This is a genomic window from Kosakonia sp. CCTCC M2018092 (assembly GCF_003864115.1).
Lineage (GTDB): Bacteria > Pseudomonadota > Gammaproteobacteria > Enterobacterales > Enterobacteriaceae > Kosakonia > Kosakonia cowanii.
The window spans coordinates 716164-730994 of sequence record NZ_CP034225.1; the positions used below are offsets into that span (position 1 = coordinate 716164).

Here is a 14831-nt window from a genome sequence, read left to right on the forward strand (position 1 = left end):
GTGGTGTTCACAGTAATAATATATGTTTCAGGTGGGGATAATTACATGCAGGTTTAACATTCTGCATTTGCATTTATCTCATTGATCACTTGTATAAATGTAAGGATTAGGTAACATCCTGATATAATCAAAATGATCAGGACTGCGCCCTGAGGGCGGTAGCGTTGCTTAATCCCTCACTCGCAAAAATCTATTAAGTTAATTTTCGCTATAAGGACAATTATTTTGAGCCTGAATAATGCCCATGAAGGATACGACTATCAAGATTTACTAACAAGTTACTTTATTTTAAAGGAGGTTTTAGATGGAAACTGGAATAGCATTTTTTCCATCGACATGAAAAATACCTCTGATAATGTGCCAGACAGATTTGATGATTTGGTTATCGTTAATGGCTCAAGAATACAGCGAAAGCAAATAAAATATAGTAATGATTCCATCTCTAAGGTCTTAGAAAAAGCTGACTTGGCAAATGATAATGGCTATGGCTTGGCTATTTATAAATTATTTGAAACATGGATTGATCTCAGAACTGCGGAAACAGAGTTTCGGCTATGTTTAGCATGGGATGAACCGGTGTCAGACGATATTACACGGGTATTAACCCAGCAAAAAGATAATTCATCGTTTGAGAACTATCCAACAAAGGTGTTCAAAATTAATCTTGATAAACTATGGGAGGAAAGTTCTGAAAACTTTAATAGATGGGATAGCTTTAAAAAATATACAAAAGAGAATGATCTCGAAAGAAATATTTTCAACCAATTCTGTAGTGAATTGTTAATAGAAGTAAATCTACCTAAGGCAAGTTTGAAATTTGATAAACCCGGTGGATTGGAACGAATATTAATCGAGCAAGCAGAAAGAATTGGAATCGGTCAGTATCCAAATGATGATATCTATATCAATGATTTTTTAGTTAGACTTGCAAAGTTAGTAGGTTCTTATAGAAGTGGAACTCGTGAAGTTTCGGCTAGATATATTTTTAATGAGCTAAGGGTAAGAACGAATTTCGGTAAAATAGATCAAAGGTTTGAGATAAATCCAAATAAAAATATTGTTTTTGAGCAGGCTAATGATGAGCTTCTTATAAAAACAATTGAAAACAAAAGAAGTATATTACTCGGGGAGCCCGGCTCTGGGAAATCATGGTTGTTGACAAACTTCATTGATTATCTTGATGAGAAAAATATTAAATCAATTAGGCATTATTGCTTTACTAGTACAAATGACGATTTTAATGAAAAGAGAGTGTTGTCGGATGTTTTCTTCGGAAATTTGATAGCTGATATTATCGAGCTGTTCCCCAAATTACAGTCTAAAAAGTCGAAACTGCTTGCATCTAACCTTGATGAGTTAAATTTGTTACTCTCAAGTATCGATGAAGCTTTGGTGATCATTATCGATGGCTTAGATCACATAGAAAGAGTTATCAATATATCATCTTCGTTATCGAAAGATAGAACTAGAATAATAGACTTTATCTCAAAGATTGATATGCATCCAAATATTTCAATTTTGATTGGATCTCAACCGGTCAATGAAATTTGTTCTTTGATAGACAATCAAGATTACCAACCTATAGAACTACCAAAATGGGATATAACAGCAATTAAATTTTTAATGGATAAGTATAATGTTGACGATATCAAGATAAATAATGTGCATTTGTCTTCATTGATAAATAGAAAAAGTCAAGGTAATCCGTTGTATGCGACTTATATACTCAAAGTAATTAATGGTCAACAGGTTTTTTCGGAAGAAATTATAAATATATTGCCTGCATACGATCACAATCTAAAAGGTTACTATGAATATCTTTCAAGTCAGTTAGTTAATAATTTAACGGCTGATATATTGGGGTGTTTGGAGTTTTCTACTACTAAGACAGAATTGGAAAACATTCTCATTTTCAGCCATTATCTAGAAAAAGATCTTGAGATATTGTCCCCCGTTATCTCTACAAACAGTTCTAGAGGAGGTATTAAGTTATATCATGATAGTTTTAGACGATATATAATAGAGCGTCTATCATCTTCAGGTCATAAAAAAATCAACTACCAGATAGGAACTTGGCTAAAAAATCAGGGGTTTTATCAAAATGCTAAATCTTATAGATATCTAATTAGTTATCTAATAAAAGCTGAAGACTATAAGGAAGCATTAAACATCGCTGATAACAATTTTCTAATTAACAGTCTTTATCAAGGTCATTCTGAAGCAGCTATAAAAAATAATTATAGGGGGTTTCTGCATATCGCTAATGCTTTACAAAAATGGGATTTGTTCATTTATCTCAGTGAGTTAAATCGTACTATATTAGCTACAAATTCAGAGGATTTGCATAGCCAGTTTCTTCAGAATTTCGAAATTTATTTTGAAACTGTTTGTCTAATATATGGTACGGAGAAAGCAAATTCTCTATTGTTTTTTGATGATGATAAAAATTTTAGTGATGAAATTACTGCTAAAGCTTTTGTTATTCTACAGAAAAATGGATATTCACCAAGATGGGATGAAGTAAATGATTTATTCCAAGGGGAGATTAGAAAGGAGCACATGAGATATTATGTTTATAGTCGAATTCTGCTTTCTACTGATCTAGAAAAGTTATTCGTATCTATAGCGGAACATGAAAATAAAAGTTTATTCAATGAAGTTGTGTTTGCTTTAATTGAAAATGATAAGATAGATACTATTTTAACTATGTTTAATGCAATTAAAAAGAACACTCATGAAATAGCTGAAAGAATTAATAGTATATTTGAAAGTTACAATGTAGAACAGCGGGTAAAATTCATTAAAAAACCAGTAGCTAAAAACACAATTTTACCGCTTTTAGCAATTGATTTTGTAGATGGTTATATTAATTGTGATAAGATAAGTTTTTTTTACGATACAGTTTGTCAGTACGCTGAAAAAGATATAAACATTTTAGTGGATTTCGAGGAATCAATACCACAATTGAATTTCTTCTATAATTGGATTAAATTTTTTATTAGAAATTTTATCATAGAACATACTATTCTGGATGAAAAGAAAGAAAATGCATTTGTTGAAAATATAGTTTTTTTATCAGGTGATGTTGAACGATATAAAGGTAAACCTAGAGCTATAGATTTTATATATGACAATTCACCTTTAATAGATCATACTTTAAAATTTGCACTTAAATATATAATCTCAAAAAGTTCATGGGAGTTGGTTATAAAAAGTATAATTTCAATCCCATGCTCTTCTTTATCGATTGTTGAGAACTGTTTTCTTAATGAGGAAAATATTGAATACATTATTAATGCGTATTCTGATTTTGAGAAATCTGATAAATTAGATTATAGTGAATATGCAGATTATTGTTTTAAGAAGGCTATATTACTGGCTAAATCTAACAAGCTGGACTTAGCCAAAGAAGAATTAAAAAAAGCCATGGAATATATTACTACTTATACTTATCGTAAAGACACAACACTTTCCGAATTAATAGCACCCTTAAGTTCAATAAATAGTATAGACATAGAGTTTGCTAAAGAACATGTTAAGAAACTGAAATATCTAAGTGATGCTGTCATGAAGCATACAGAAGATGGCAAAGGCATAAGGTGGTTAGCCATAGAATGGTTCAGTGAACTTCTGCATATAGATAGCCTTTTGGCGAAAAAATACCTTGCATATGAATTAATTAACTACCCATATTTTTGGAAGTTGGACTATATGTTAATTAATTTATTGAAGAATAGTAATAATATTAATCCAATCTTGGTTGCATTTTTGTATCGATTATCTCCAACCAATAATAGAGTTGAATATGTAAATGGGTATATGGATGTAATTTTATCATTGGGACATATTGATAAGGATTTAGCTAAGTCATTTTTTATCAATCTGTTAAGTAGAGATTTAAATGATAGTGATAATAAAATTGAACCTAACTCATTGATTAAGTTACGAGATATTATGAGGGAGTTCGGTTTGACTCCCGTTAATATTGAAGGTAAACCTCAGGATAATGTGAGCCATAAATTAGATAAAACTCAGACTCTCTCAATGATTTTGTCTGAGAACCTTTGTGTTAAAAACTCTGTCATTGGTTTCTCCATAGCTGATTTATGTGGTTATTATGTTAAAAAGGAATGTTTATCAGTTAGGGATTTCAATGCTATATATTTTTATCTTTGCGAATTTGATAGTGCTCAATGTATTGATGAGGTTCTAGTCCCAATGATAAGAAAACAATATCCTGGTGATAGCAGTACTCGTTATGAGTATTTTTACTGTTTGATCATGCAGTTGGTCCTAGATACAGATATTAAAGTAAGTCTTCTTGTCAATAATTTCCTTTACTCCAAGGACGGTTGGTTTGCTATGTTTACTCATAAAGAATCACTAAAAAAAGCAGTGGAGATTGATAATGAAAAAGCACTGGTATTTTTAGCTAAAGAGCTGGCACATATTTTCTCAAATATTGGCTATATGTCTAACTCTACAGCTAATCTTATTATTGCTTTCGAGCATTCAGGAATAGATAAAAATATTGTCTTGGATATGTATAGTCGCGGGTTTAAATTCATTGAGAATAGATTGCCAGACAATAATGATTTTCGATGGGATGATATCGAAAACTTTTTGATGTTTGAGATGAGTCATGATGAATTAGCTGTTGTACTAATATTAGCAAAAACTAAAAACAACGATTCAGAAATTCAAAGAGAAGTTCTTTTTGCTATTAATTATCTATTAACCTACAGAGAGGGGTTATTAGTAAAACCGCTAAGATGGTTTTTTATAAACATTGACAAATTCAATGAGCTAACTGTTAGTGGCTTGCTGGAAATGCTTATAATTGAAAAGAATGAATGCAGCGCACTACTTTCAAATATTCAGAATGAATTGAAGGAAGCCATGAGAGTAGATAGTTTGTATATTAAAAATTTACTTATTGAGCTTGTTAAGGAGGCTATATAATGGATGAGCAACTCTTTCGACTCGTTAGATCTAATAAATTCATTGACTATGTTGAGCAAATTGGTGTTGAAACTGATTTGATTACTAATATTTTTAATGTTGAATTTGATAATGAAATTTTCTCTCTTTTTATAAATAATTCTGAAGGGCTACTGTCTCCTAATATATGTGTAGAAGAAACACTTTTTAAAGTGCTATGCAGATATTTAAATGATAATGCACCTGATGGTTTTAGCTTCGAAAATGATGGGCGACTTGATGTTAAGACAATAATATCTCATTCCAATTCATTGATTCAAAGACCGAAGATCCCTACGCCAGTTGAGACTCTACAGGGGTTTAAAGAGCCTCATTATGAGAGTGGCTTTGTTAGGATTGCAAGATTTGAAAAACAATTAAGCTTAAGAGAATATGGGAAGCAACCACAAACAACAGTGCTATTCGAAGGGCTACTACCTGATGCAATTGATATAAATCCCCTCCCTTCTAAACTATCATCATACCATATCTGGAACGGAAGTTTTTATAATGGCATTCCATTTGTACAGGGAATATGTGGTAGGATTAATTCTTTAGAACCATCACATGTATTATGGTTGAATAGTGAATTGTTAGAGCTCCTTAGGCTAAGGCTTGATAGCTATAAAAATGGACTAAGAGCTATTAATGAGCATGGTGAGGTTATTTTGGAATATAGACAGTGGAAAGATAAACTGATCGGAAACGGTTCATACTTTGTTGGCACATGTTGTAATATCGCAAAGCTTGAAGGTAGTGATTTGATTATGAGGGCCGATTTTTATAAAAAGTTAGAACTTTTAATACCTAATTTAACATTTAAGTCTTACATTCTCAATTAATAATATACACACCGATTTATATGATATTCATCTCAGTTTGACAGGCTTAAAACAATAGCCGAATGAGCGAGCGGTTTTATATTCTATGAATATATAATATTTTACAAAGGATTAACAATCAGATTTATCGTGTAAATTAATCCTTATTAGTGATATTACTACATACATAAAGTACATAATGCCGTGGAGGTCGGGTAATTCTGATAATGTTAAGAAATGAAAGGGAAAGAAGTGTATGCCTCTGCCGGGTGGGCTAGTGAAGACCCCATGCTACTAGTGGAGGACGTATGTTGTTAGATTTCCCCGTTAGGGGAAGGGGGGTTACCCACCATATACCCTGTGTCAAAATCCTATGGAAGACCAGTAGATTGAAGCTTAATGTCAATTCCCCCTCTTCCGCTTTTGCATCATTATTAACAACTAAAAATGAGAGAAGCTGTAATTGACCGTAGAAAGACCGTAGCATGGAAGCAAGAGGTAGGTTTGCTAGAGGGAGTGGATACCTTTAATAACAAAGGACATTTGCGAAAAAGGCGTGAAATCTAGCAAACAATTAACGTGCCGCAACGACCAGAAATCTACCGTAGCCAAAAAAGGAAAAAGCCCCGCTTTTCAGCGAGGCCTTATGAATAGTGGTGCCCGGACTCGGAATCGAACCAAGGACACGGGGATTTTCAATCCCCTGCTCTACCGACTGAGCTATCCGGGCAACGGGGCGCATTAAACCTGATTCACTGCGCTCCGTCAACGAAATTTCTTCATTTCGTCACAGAGTGCACAATCTATCACCACTTTCTGCCCATTGCACGCGCACTCAGGCAAAAAAGGCCGTCCAGAGGGCGGAGAGCGGCATCGCCAGCACCAGCGCCGGCAGCATATTCGCCACGGCAAACATCTTTATCCCGCAGATGCGCAGCCCGGTCGCCAGCAGCAGAATTCCACCGACGGCGGTAAAATCGCCCATCATCGCCGGGGTAGTGAGCGGCAGAATAAGCGTCGCGCAGGTGGCGAGCGTCAGCTGAATAATCAGCATTGGAACCGAGATGATCGCCACGGCGAAACCGAGGGAAGTGGCGAAAATTAGCGCGGTAAAGAAATCGAGAAACGCTTTAGCAATCAGAATGCTGGGATCGCCGGTCATCCCTTCGCGCATGGCGCCGAAAATCCCGGTCCCGCTGGCGCAAAAAAGAATAATGATCGCCACCAGGCTCTGAATAAACGACTCATGGGCGCTGGACGCTGACTCAACCGCTTTGCGCTTCTGCGCCAGCTTGCGCAGGGCGTTAACGCCGCCGCCAATGCCACGCTCCACATAACAGAGCTCGCCGATAAGTGTGCCGAGCAGTGTCGCCAGCACCATCACCGGCAGGTTGACGCATTTGACCACCAGTAAAATGCCGATGCCCAGCGAAGCGAGGCCAAAAATGGAGGGCATTGATGAGCGCACGCGCTCCGGTAAACGGTGGCTCATCAGCGCACCGAGCGTGCCGCCGATCAGCACGGCAGCCGCGTTAATAAAAGGACCTGTCAGCACGTTCACACTCCTGAAGTGCCATAAAAATGAATAAGAAGGCGCATACCATAGCATTTTTATGCGCGGCGAAGTGCCACCCAGGTTGCGCCTGCGGGTTAAAAATGACATGATTGCGCGAATTTTCATCCATCTGACGGGGCCGCCTGATGCTGTACATTTCAGCTGCTGACACTGCGTTTCACGCCCGTGCCCAGGCCGCTCGCCCCCGCTTATCGTCACTCTTTCTCACCATGCGGTGAGGGTAGCGCACGCTCACCGCAGGACAACAGTAAGATCAGCGGTTTTCTGCTTTTACTGATGTCTGGCGTCCGGAGCTGATCCCAGCCAGACATTTTCGTTGGGCGAAGCCACCGCTTCGTCCGGGGCTTTTTACTCCCCTGAAACGGGTATTCGTGCTTATGAACTCACTGAAAATTGCCGTCAGCCGCGAGCTGCTCTCCACACTCTCAACCCACCGCGAGGTGATCTCCCTTGAGAGTACCGATTTCACGGATGTGGCGGCAGTCGTCATGACGGTAGCGGAGAGCCGCAGCGGCATTCTCGCGCTGCTCAAACGCACTGGTTTTAATCTGCCGGTCTTTCTCTTCTCCCGCGAACCGGTTACCGCGCCCGAAGGCGTGACCGCGGTGATTAGCGGGCGCGATCAGGAGTGGCTGGAGCTGGAAGCCGCCGCCTGTGATTATGAAGCGACGCTGCTGCCGCCGTTCTTCGATACGCTGCGTCAATATGTTGAGATGAAGAACAGCACCTTCGCCTGTCCAGGCCACCAGCACGGCGCATTTTTCAAAAAGCACCCGGCAGGCCGCCAGTTTTATGACTTTTTCGGTGAGAACGTCTTTCGCGCCGATATGTGCAACGCCGACGTGAAACTTGGCGATTTGCTGATCCACGAAGGCTCCGCCAAGCACGCGCAGAAATTTGCCGCCAAAGTGTTTAACGCTGACAAAACCTACTTTGTGCTTAACGGCACCTCCGCTGCTAATAAAGTGGTGACCAATGCGTTGCTGACGCGCGGCGATCTGGTGCTCTTCGATCGTAATAACCATAAATCCAACCACCACGGCGCGCTGATTCAGGCCGGAGCGACGCCGGTCTATCTGGAAGCGGCGCGCAACCCGTTTGGCTTTATTGGCGGCATTGACGATCACTGTTTTGATGAAGCCTACCTGCGCACCTTAATCAGCGATGTCGCGCCCGATAAGGCCAAACAGCCGCGTCCGTTCCGCCTGGCGGTGATCCAGCTTGGCACCTACGACGGTACGATCTACAACGCCCGCCAGGTGATCGATAAGATCGGCCACCTGTGCGATTACATCCTGTTTGACTCGGCGTGGGTCGGTTACGAGCAGTTTATCCCGATGATGGCCGACTGCTCGCCGCTGCTGCTCGATCTGAATGAAAACGATCCGGGGATCTTTGTCACCCAGTCGGTGCATAAACAGCAGGCGGGCTTCTCGCAAACCTCGCAGATCCACAAAAAAGATAACCACCTGCGCGGCCAGGCGCGCTTCTGCCCGCACAAGCGGCTGAATAACGCCTTTATGCTGCACGCCTCCACCAGCCCGTTTTACCCGCTGTTTGCCGCGCTGGATATCAACGCCAAAATTCACCAGGGCGAGAGCGGGCGCAGGCTGTGGGCGGAGTGCGTCGAGCTGGGCATTGAGGCGCGCAAAGCGATCATCGCCAACTGCAAAATGATCCAGCCGTTTGTGCCGCCGGTGATCGGCGGTCGCCCGTGGCAGGATCATCCGACCGAGCTTATCGCCCGCAAGCGGCGCTTCTTCAGCTTTGAGCCGGGCGACAAGTGGCACGGTTTTGCCGGCTACGCCCAGGATCAATACTTTGTCGATCCCTGCAAGCTGCTGCTGACCACGCCGGGCATTGATGCGGAAACGGGTGAATACACCGATTTCGGCATTCCGGCGACCATTCTGGCGCACTATCTGCGTGAAAACGGCATTGTGCCGGAGAAGTGCGATCTCAACTCGATCCTCTTCCTGCTGACGCCTGCCGAAAGCGCGGAGAAGATGGCGCAGCTGGTGGCGATGATCGCCCAGTTTGAGCAGCATATTGAAGATGACACGCCGCTGGCTGACGTGCTGCCGACCATCTTTAACAAGTACCCGGTGCGCTATCGCGATTACACCCTGCGCGAGCTGTGCCAGGAGATGCACGATCTCTACGTCAGCTTTGACGTTAAAGATCTGCAAAAAGCGATGTTCCGCAAAGAGAGCTTCCCGGCGGTAGCGATGAATCCGCAGGATGCCAATAGCGAATTTATTCGCGGCAACGTCGAGCTGGTGCGCATCAGCGAGGCGGAAGGGCGCATTGCGGCAGAGGGCGCGTTGCCCTATCCGCCGGGCGTGCTCTGCGTGGTGCCGGGTGAAGTGTGGGGTGGAGCGGTGCAGCGCTACTTCCTCGCGCTGGAGGAGGGGGTTAACCTGCTGCCCGGCTTTTCGCCGGAGCTACAGGGCGTCTACTCGGAAACCGATGCCGATGGCATCAAGCGCCTCTATGGTTACGTGCTGAAGTAATCACCGCGCCGCCTGGGATGCGTCTCAGGCGGCCGCGCGGCGGTAAATGCGCCGCGGGTGACCAATCTTGCCATACTGCATCTCCACCGCCAGAAAGCCCGCTTCGACACAGTGTTCAAGGTAGCGGCGGGTGGTGGTTTTGCTCAGCCCCGTTTCGCTTACCACCTCATCAACGGAAAAACAGCGCGCCTCGTCGTCGGCGAACAGCTTCTGCACCAGCGCCAGCGTGCTCTCTTCAATCCCTTTGCTGCCGTTATCCTGGCGGTAATTTTTCGACTGCAACTGATAGAGGGTGTCGACGTTCTGCTGGTCGACAATCTTCCACACCCGCTGCTGCTCGGTGAACTGCACAAAGCGCTCCAGCGACTGGCTTAAGCGCTTCCACGACACCGGTTTGAGAATGTAGTCGAAAGCGCCATTGCGGATCGCCTGGCTACAGGTGTCCATATCGCTGGCGGCGGTGATAAAGATCACCGAACAGTTGGCGTTGATAATCTCGGGGTCGCTAATCAGCGTGATGCCTTTGCCATCCGGCAGGTAGTTATCCAGCAGGATGAGCTGCGGCTGTCGCTGGCTAAGCAGGGTTTTCGCTTCCGCCAGCGATGACGCCATCCCCACCAGCCGCAGGCGCGGATGTTTACTCACCAGTTCAGCGTTGAGTTGCGCCAGCGTCTCTTCATCTTCGACGATCAGCACGTCTATCGGTTCATGTTGCATACATCTCATCCACGGTGGCGACGGGGCGCTGCGCGCTGCCCGTTTCAGGTATAAACAGAGAAAAGATCGTACCGCGCGGGGCGTTGGCCGAGACCTCGATCGAGCCGCCCGCCTGGGTGACATAGCTGGCGATCAGATAGAGGCCAATGCCGTGATCGCCGCGGCGTTTGGTGGTCACCCCGCGCTCAAAAATGCGATCGGCAATCGCCGGATCGATCCCAATCCCGCGATCCGCCACTTCAATGATCAGCTCCCGCTCGTTGAGCAGGATCAGCACATCGACCGGATCGTGCGGCAGGGTGGCGCGCTGGGTTGCTTCAATGGCGTTATCCAGCAGGTTGCCGATGATGGAGATCAGCTCCGCTTCCGCCAGCCCGCGGCATGGGCGATCCATGCGGCTTAAGGGATCGAAGTTTAGCTCCACGCCCTTCTCCCGCGCGCGCGCCGCTTTGCCCAGCAGCAGACCGCAAATGGTCGGCGAGGTAAAACGCGAAGAGATAAAGTCCAGCAGCTCCTGAGCATGTTCCGACTGCGCCTGAATATAGTTCACCGCTTCGTCGTAACGCTCCATATGCAGCAGGCCGGAGAGCGTGGTCATGCGGTTAAGCTGCTCGTGGCGCATAATGCGCAGGTTGTCGGCATAGCGCTTCACCTGGCTTAACTGCGCGCTCAGGCTGTCGATCTCATTGCGATCGCGAAAGGTGATCACCCACCCTTGTAAGCTATCTTCGAGCATAATGCGCACCCGGCTGGCGATCACCGTCAGGTGGTTGAAGCGGCAAATCTCATCATGGGTGTCGCTCTCCAGCATCGTCCCGGCGGCAAAAAAGGGCACCGGCGCAATCACATCGCTAATCGCATGGCCCCGCAGGGCGCGGGTCGGCTGGCTCAGCCCGAGCAGCTTACGCGCCGCCTGGTTGATCACTTCAATGCGTGACTCGCTATCAATGGCAATCACCCCTTCGTAGATCGACTCCATCATCGCCTTCTGCTGGCGCACCAGCAGGCCAATTTCGCGCGGCTCAAGGGAGAAGATCTGCTTTTTAATGCTGCGGGTAAAAAACCAGGAGAAGACAAACAGCGCGACGAGCAGCAGCACGGCGGCAATAAAAATATTAATCACTTTGCCGAGGGTGATGGCATCCAGATAGCTGGTCAGATACCCAACCGAGACAATGCCAATCACCCGGCCATTATCATCAAAAATCGGCGCTTAACTGCGTAGCGAAATGCCCAGCCCGCCTTTGCGAATAGTGGTGGTGCTTTTGCCCTGTAATACTTCCGCGTTATCGCCGCCGACCAGCGTTTTTCCCACCACATCTTCATGTACGGAGTGAAATAGGTGCAGGCCTTTATTATCCCCAATCACAATAAAGCTGGCGTCACTGTGGGAAACCACTTTATGCATAAACTGATTAATAGCGGGAATATTCTTATCGGCAACGGAACGCCGTAAATTCGGAATAATCGCGATCTCTTCCGCCTGTATTTTCGCGCGTGCGCTCATCTCCTGATAGAGCTGGCGGCCGACGTCCTTGTAATAATAAACGCCCAGCAGGACGAACAGGCCGGAGAAGAAAAGCACCAGCGAGATAAACAGCTTGATTTGAAAGGAGACTTTCATAACGACACGCGCAGCAATAAGGAAAGGCTCAATGTATCACTTTTCCCACTATGCGTGAGCAGTTTGCGGGAAACTTGTGATCCCTTACACAGCGCATGTTGCTGTTGAAAAACAAGCCGTTACAACCTCCTGTTACGATTTGTTATTAAGTTGTATTTCCTTTTAAAAAAACCATAAAAACCACGGCAATAAATAAGAGCCGGCTCACGCAAAATAGAAGAAACCATAAAAACCATAGGTGCCTTAAAAACTCTGGTTTTATTATGCTTGCCCTCACATAAAGTGCGTATTTAGCCCACTACGCTGTAAGCACAAAATAACGAAGGGGCTTAATTATGAGCACAACTGACGATTCATTCTCTGTACCCGGAAAGTCGCGAACGCTTGATAAGACATCACTTAAAGATAAGTGGTGGCACATTATGGATAGCTGGAAAGTCGGGATTATTCCGCTGCCGCTGTTTCTGCTGGCGGGCGCATTAATTGCCGTCGACTGTCTTGGCGGTAAATTGCCGAGCGATATCGTAGTCATGGTCGCTACGCTGGCCTTCTTTGGCTTCGCCTGCGGCGAGTTTGGTAAGCGGCTGCCGATTGTCGGCAAGCTGGGCGCGGCGGCGATTTGCGCCACCTTTATCCCCTCGGCAATGGTCTATTACGGCCTGCTGCCGGATGTGGTGGTCGAGTCCACCACCAAGTTCTACAAATCGACCAACATTCTCTATCTCTACATCTGCTGCATTATTGTTGGCAGCATTATGAGCATGAATCGCACCACGCTGATTCAGGGCTTTTTGCGTATCTTCTTCCCGATGCTGTGCGGTGAAATCGTCGGCATGCTGGTCGGCATGGGTGTTGGCATGGCGCTTGGCATGGAGCCGTTCCAGATCTTCTTCTTTATCATTCTGCCGATCATGGCGGGCGGCGTGGGCGAAGGCGCGATCCCGCTGTCAATTGGTTACGCCACGCTGCTGCATATGGATCAGGGCGTTGCGCTGGGGCGCGTGCTGCCGATGGTGATGCTCGGCGGGCTGACGGCGATCATTATCTCCGGCTGCCTCAACCAGCTTGGTAAACGCTTCCCGCACCTGACCGGCGAAGGCCAACTGATGCCAAACCGCAGTAACGGCGACGAACCGGCCTCTGCCACTCCGGCATTCTCCGGTAAAACCGATGTCACGACTATTGCCGCAGGCGCGCTGCTGGCGGTGCTGCTCTATATGATCGGTATGCTCGGCCACAAACTGATTGGTCTGCCTGCGCCGGTTGGCATGCTGTTTGTCGCGGTGCTGATTAAGCTCGCTCACGGCGTCTCGCCGCGTCTGCTGGAAGGCTCGCAGGTGGTCTACAAATTCTTCCAGACCTCAGTCACCTACCCGATCCTCTTCGCCGTTGGCGTGGCTATTACGCCGTGGGAAGAGCTGGTTCACGCTTTCACCATCAATAACCTGCTGGTGATTGTCAGCACCGTCTCCGCGCTGGTCGCGACCGGCTTCTTCGTCGGTAAAAAGATCGGCATGCACCCGATTGATGTTGCCATCGTCTCCTGCTGCCAGAGCGGGCAGGGCGGCACTGGCGACGTCGCCATTCTTACCGCAGGTAACCGTATGAGCCTGATGCCGTTCGCACAGATCGCTACCCGCATCGGTGGAGCAATTAACGTCTCCATCTCGCTGCTGGTGCTCGGCAACTTCCTCGTCTGATTCAGGAATTACAGGAACTGATATGAAACTCGCAAGCTTTGTTCACCAGGGTATCCGCAGCTACGGCATCGTCAGCGCGGAAGGCGTCGTCAACCTCGGCCAGCGCCTGGGTGACCGCTACGCCGATTTAAAAGCGCTGCTCGCCGCCGCCGATGGGCTGGCGCAGGCCGTGCGCTACAGCGAAGAAGCCGCCGATCTGCGTTTTGATGAGATCGCCTTTCTGCCGGTGATTGATAACCCAGGCAAAATCCTCTGTGTCGGGATGAACTACGCCGAAAAACGTAAAGAGTTCGACCAGCACAACCCGGCGCCGACGCTGTTTGTGCGCTTTGCCGATTCACAAACCGGCCATAACGCGCCGGTGGTGAAACCGCGCCACTCCAGCGAGTTCGATTACGAAGGCGAACTGGCGGTGATTATCGGTAAAGGCGGGGAGAATATCGCCCGCGAAACGGCCTTAAGCCATGTGGCAGGTTATAGCTGCTATATGGATGGCTCAGCGCGAGACTGGCAGCACAGCTGGTTTACCGCCGGGAAAAACTGGCGCCAGACCGGGGCATTTGGCCCGTGGATGACCACCGCCGATGAGATCCCCGACCCGCACACACTCGCCATCCGCACCTGGCTCAATGGCCGCATGGTGCAGGATGACACCACCGCCAGCATGATCCACAAAGTCGCTGAGCTTATTGAATACATCAGCACCTTCACCAGCCTGACGCCGGGCGATGTGATCATCACTGGCTCACCGGGCGGCGTGGGTAAAAAGCGCACGCCACCGCTGTTTATGAAGGCGGGCGATCGCATCGAAGTGGAGATCGAGAAGATCGGGCATCTCAGCAATGTGATCGTGGAAGCGCCGGAGCAGGCGCTGGCGGCAGCGCACTAAGGACGAAGGCC

The 14831-nt window shown here is 46.2% G+C and carries 7 protein-coding genes, 1 tRNA gene and 1 pseudogene; 5 read left to right on the forward strand and 4 right to left on the reverse strand.

The genetic code is table 11. The features are described from left to right. The first annotated feature begins 225 nt into the window (after positions 1 to 225). Positions 226 to 4962: an ATP-binding protein gene (locus tag EH164_RS03330; protein WP_124967285.1), complete on the forward strand. Its 4737-nt coding sequence runs from the start codon at positions 226 to 228 to the stop codon at positions 4960 to 4962. Further along, a complete protein-coding gene (locus tag EH164_RS03335; RefSeq protein WP_124967286.1) occupies positions 4962 to 5822 on the forward strand; it encodes a hypothetical protein in 861 nt (286 codons plus the stop codon). Before EH164_RS03330 ends, EH164_RS03335 begins: the two co-directional genes overlap by 1 nt. Positions 5823 to 6455: 633 nt before the next feature. Here the strand turns inward: EH164_RS03335 and EH164_RS03340 are convergent. Together EH164_RS03340 and EH164_RS03345 are read right to left on the reverse strand one after the other, a co-directional pair. After that, positions 6456 to 6531, reverse strand: a tRNA-Phe gene (locus tag EH164_RS03340). Positions 6532 to 6636: 105 nt separating this feature from the next. Next, positions 6637 to 7356: a DUF554 domain-containing protein gene (locus EH164_RS03345; RefSeq protein WP_124967287.1), complete on the reverse strand. Its 720-nt coding sequence runs from the start codon at positions 7354 to 7356 to the stop codon at positions 6637 to 6639. A gap of 398 nt (positions 7357 to 7754) precedes the next feature. Here EH164_RS03345 and EH164_RS03350 point away from each other — a divergent pair, with 398 nt between their 5' ends. Beyond that, entirely contained in the window at positions 7755 to 9890 is a 2136-nt protein-coding gene (locus EH164_RS03350; protein WP_124967288.1) for an ornithine decarboxylase, read from the forward strand. 24 nt (positions 9891 to 9914) lie between these two features. Here the strand turns inward: EH164_RS03350 and EH164_RS03355 are convergent, their stop codons facing one another. Further along, on the reverse strand, positions 9915 to 10607 hold the full coding sequence (locus EH164_RS03355) for a response regulator (RefSeq protein ID WP_042716834.1): 693 nt from the start codon (positions 10605 to 10607) through the stop codon (positions 9915 to 9917). Beyond that, a pseudogene (locus EH164_RS03360) lies at positions 10597 to 12231 on the reverse strand (ATP-binding protein). The gene EH164_RS03355 and the pseudogene EH164_RS03360 overlap by 11 nt, the downstream one beginning before the upstream one ends. A 335-nt stretch (positions 12232 to 12566) precedes the next feature. Between EH164_RS03360 and EH164_RS03365 the strand changes: the two are divergent. Together EH164_RS03365 and EH164_RS03370 are read left to right on the forward strand one after the other, a co-directional pair. Beyond that, positions 12567 to 13931 carry a 2-hydroxycarboxylate transporter family protein gene (locus EH164_RS03365; protein WP_023480841.1) on the forward strand — a complete coding sequence of 455 codons (1365 nt, stop codon included), beginning with the start codon at positions 12567 to 12569 and terminating at the stop codon, positions 13929 to 13931. A gap of 22 nt (positions 13932 to 13953) precedes the next feature. After that, positions 13954 to 14820, forward strand: a complete 867-nt coding sequence (locus EH164_RS03370) for a fumarylacetoacetate hydrolase family protein (protein ID WP_124967289.1) — start codon at positions 13954 to 13956, stop codon at positions 14818 to 14820. Positions 14821 to 14831 lie beyond the last annotated feature (11 nt).

Coding starts and splice junctions, on each gene's coding strand:
- EH164_RS03335 (WP_124967286.1), top strand. CDS start 4,962: ATGGATGAGCAACTCTTTCGACTCGTTAGATCTAATAAATTCATTGAC.
- EH164_RS03355 (WP_042716834.1), bottom strand. CDS start 10,607: ATGCAACATGAACCGATAGACGTGCTGATCGTCGAAGATGAAGAGACG.
- EH164_RS03365 (WP_023480841.1), top strand. CDS start 12,567: ATGAGCACAACTGACGATTCATTCTCTGTACCCGGAAAGTCGCGAACG.
- EH164_RS03350 (WP_124967288.1), top strand. CDS start 7,755: ATGAACTCACTGAAAATTGCCGTCAGCCGCGAGCTGCTCTCCACACTC.
- EH164_RS03370 (WP_124967289.1), top strand. CDS start 13,954: ATGAAACTCGCAAGCTTTGTTCACCAGGGTATCCGCAGCTACGGCATC.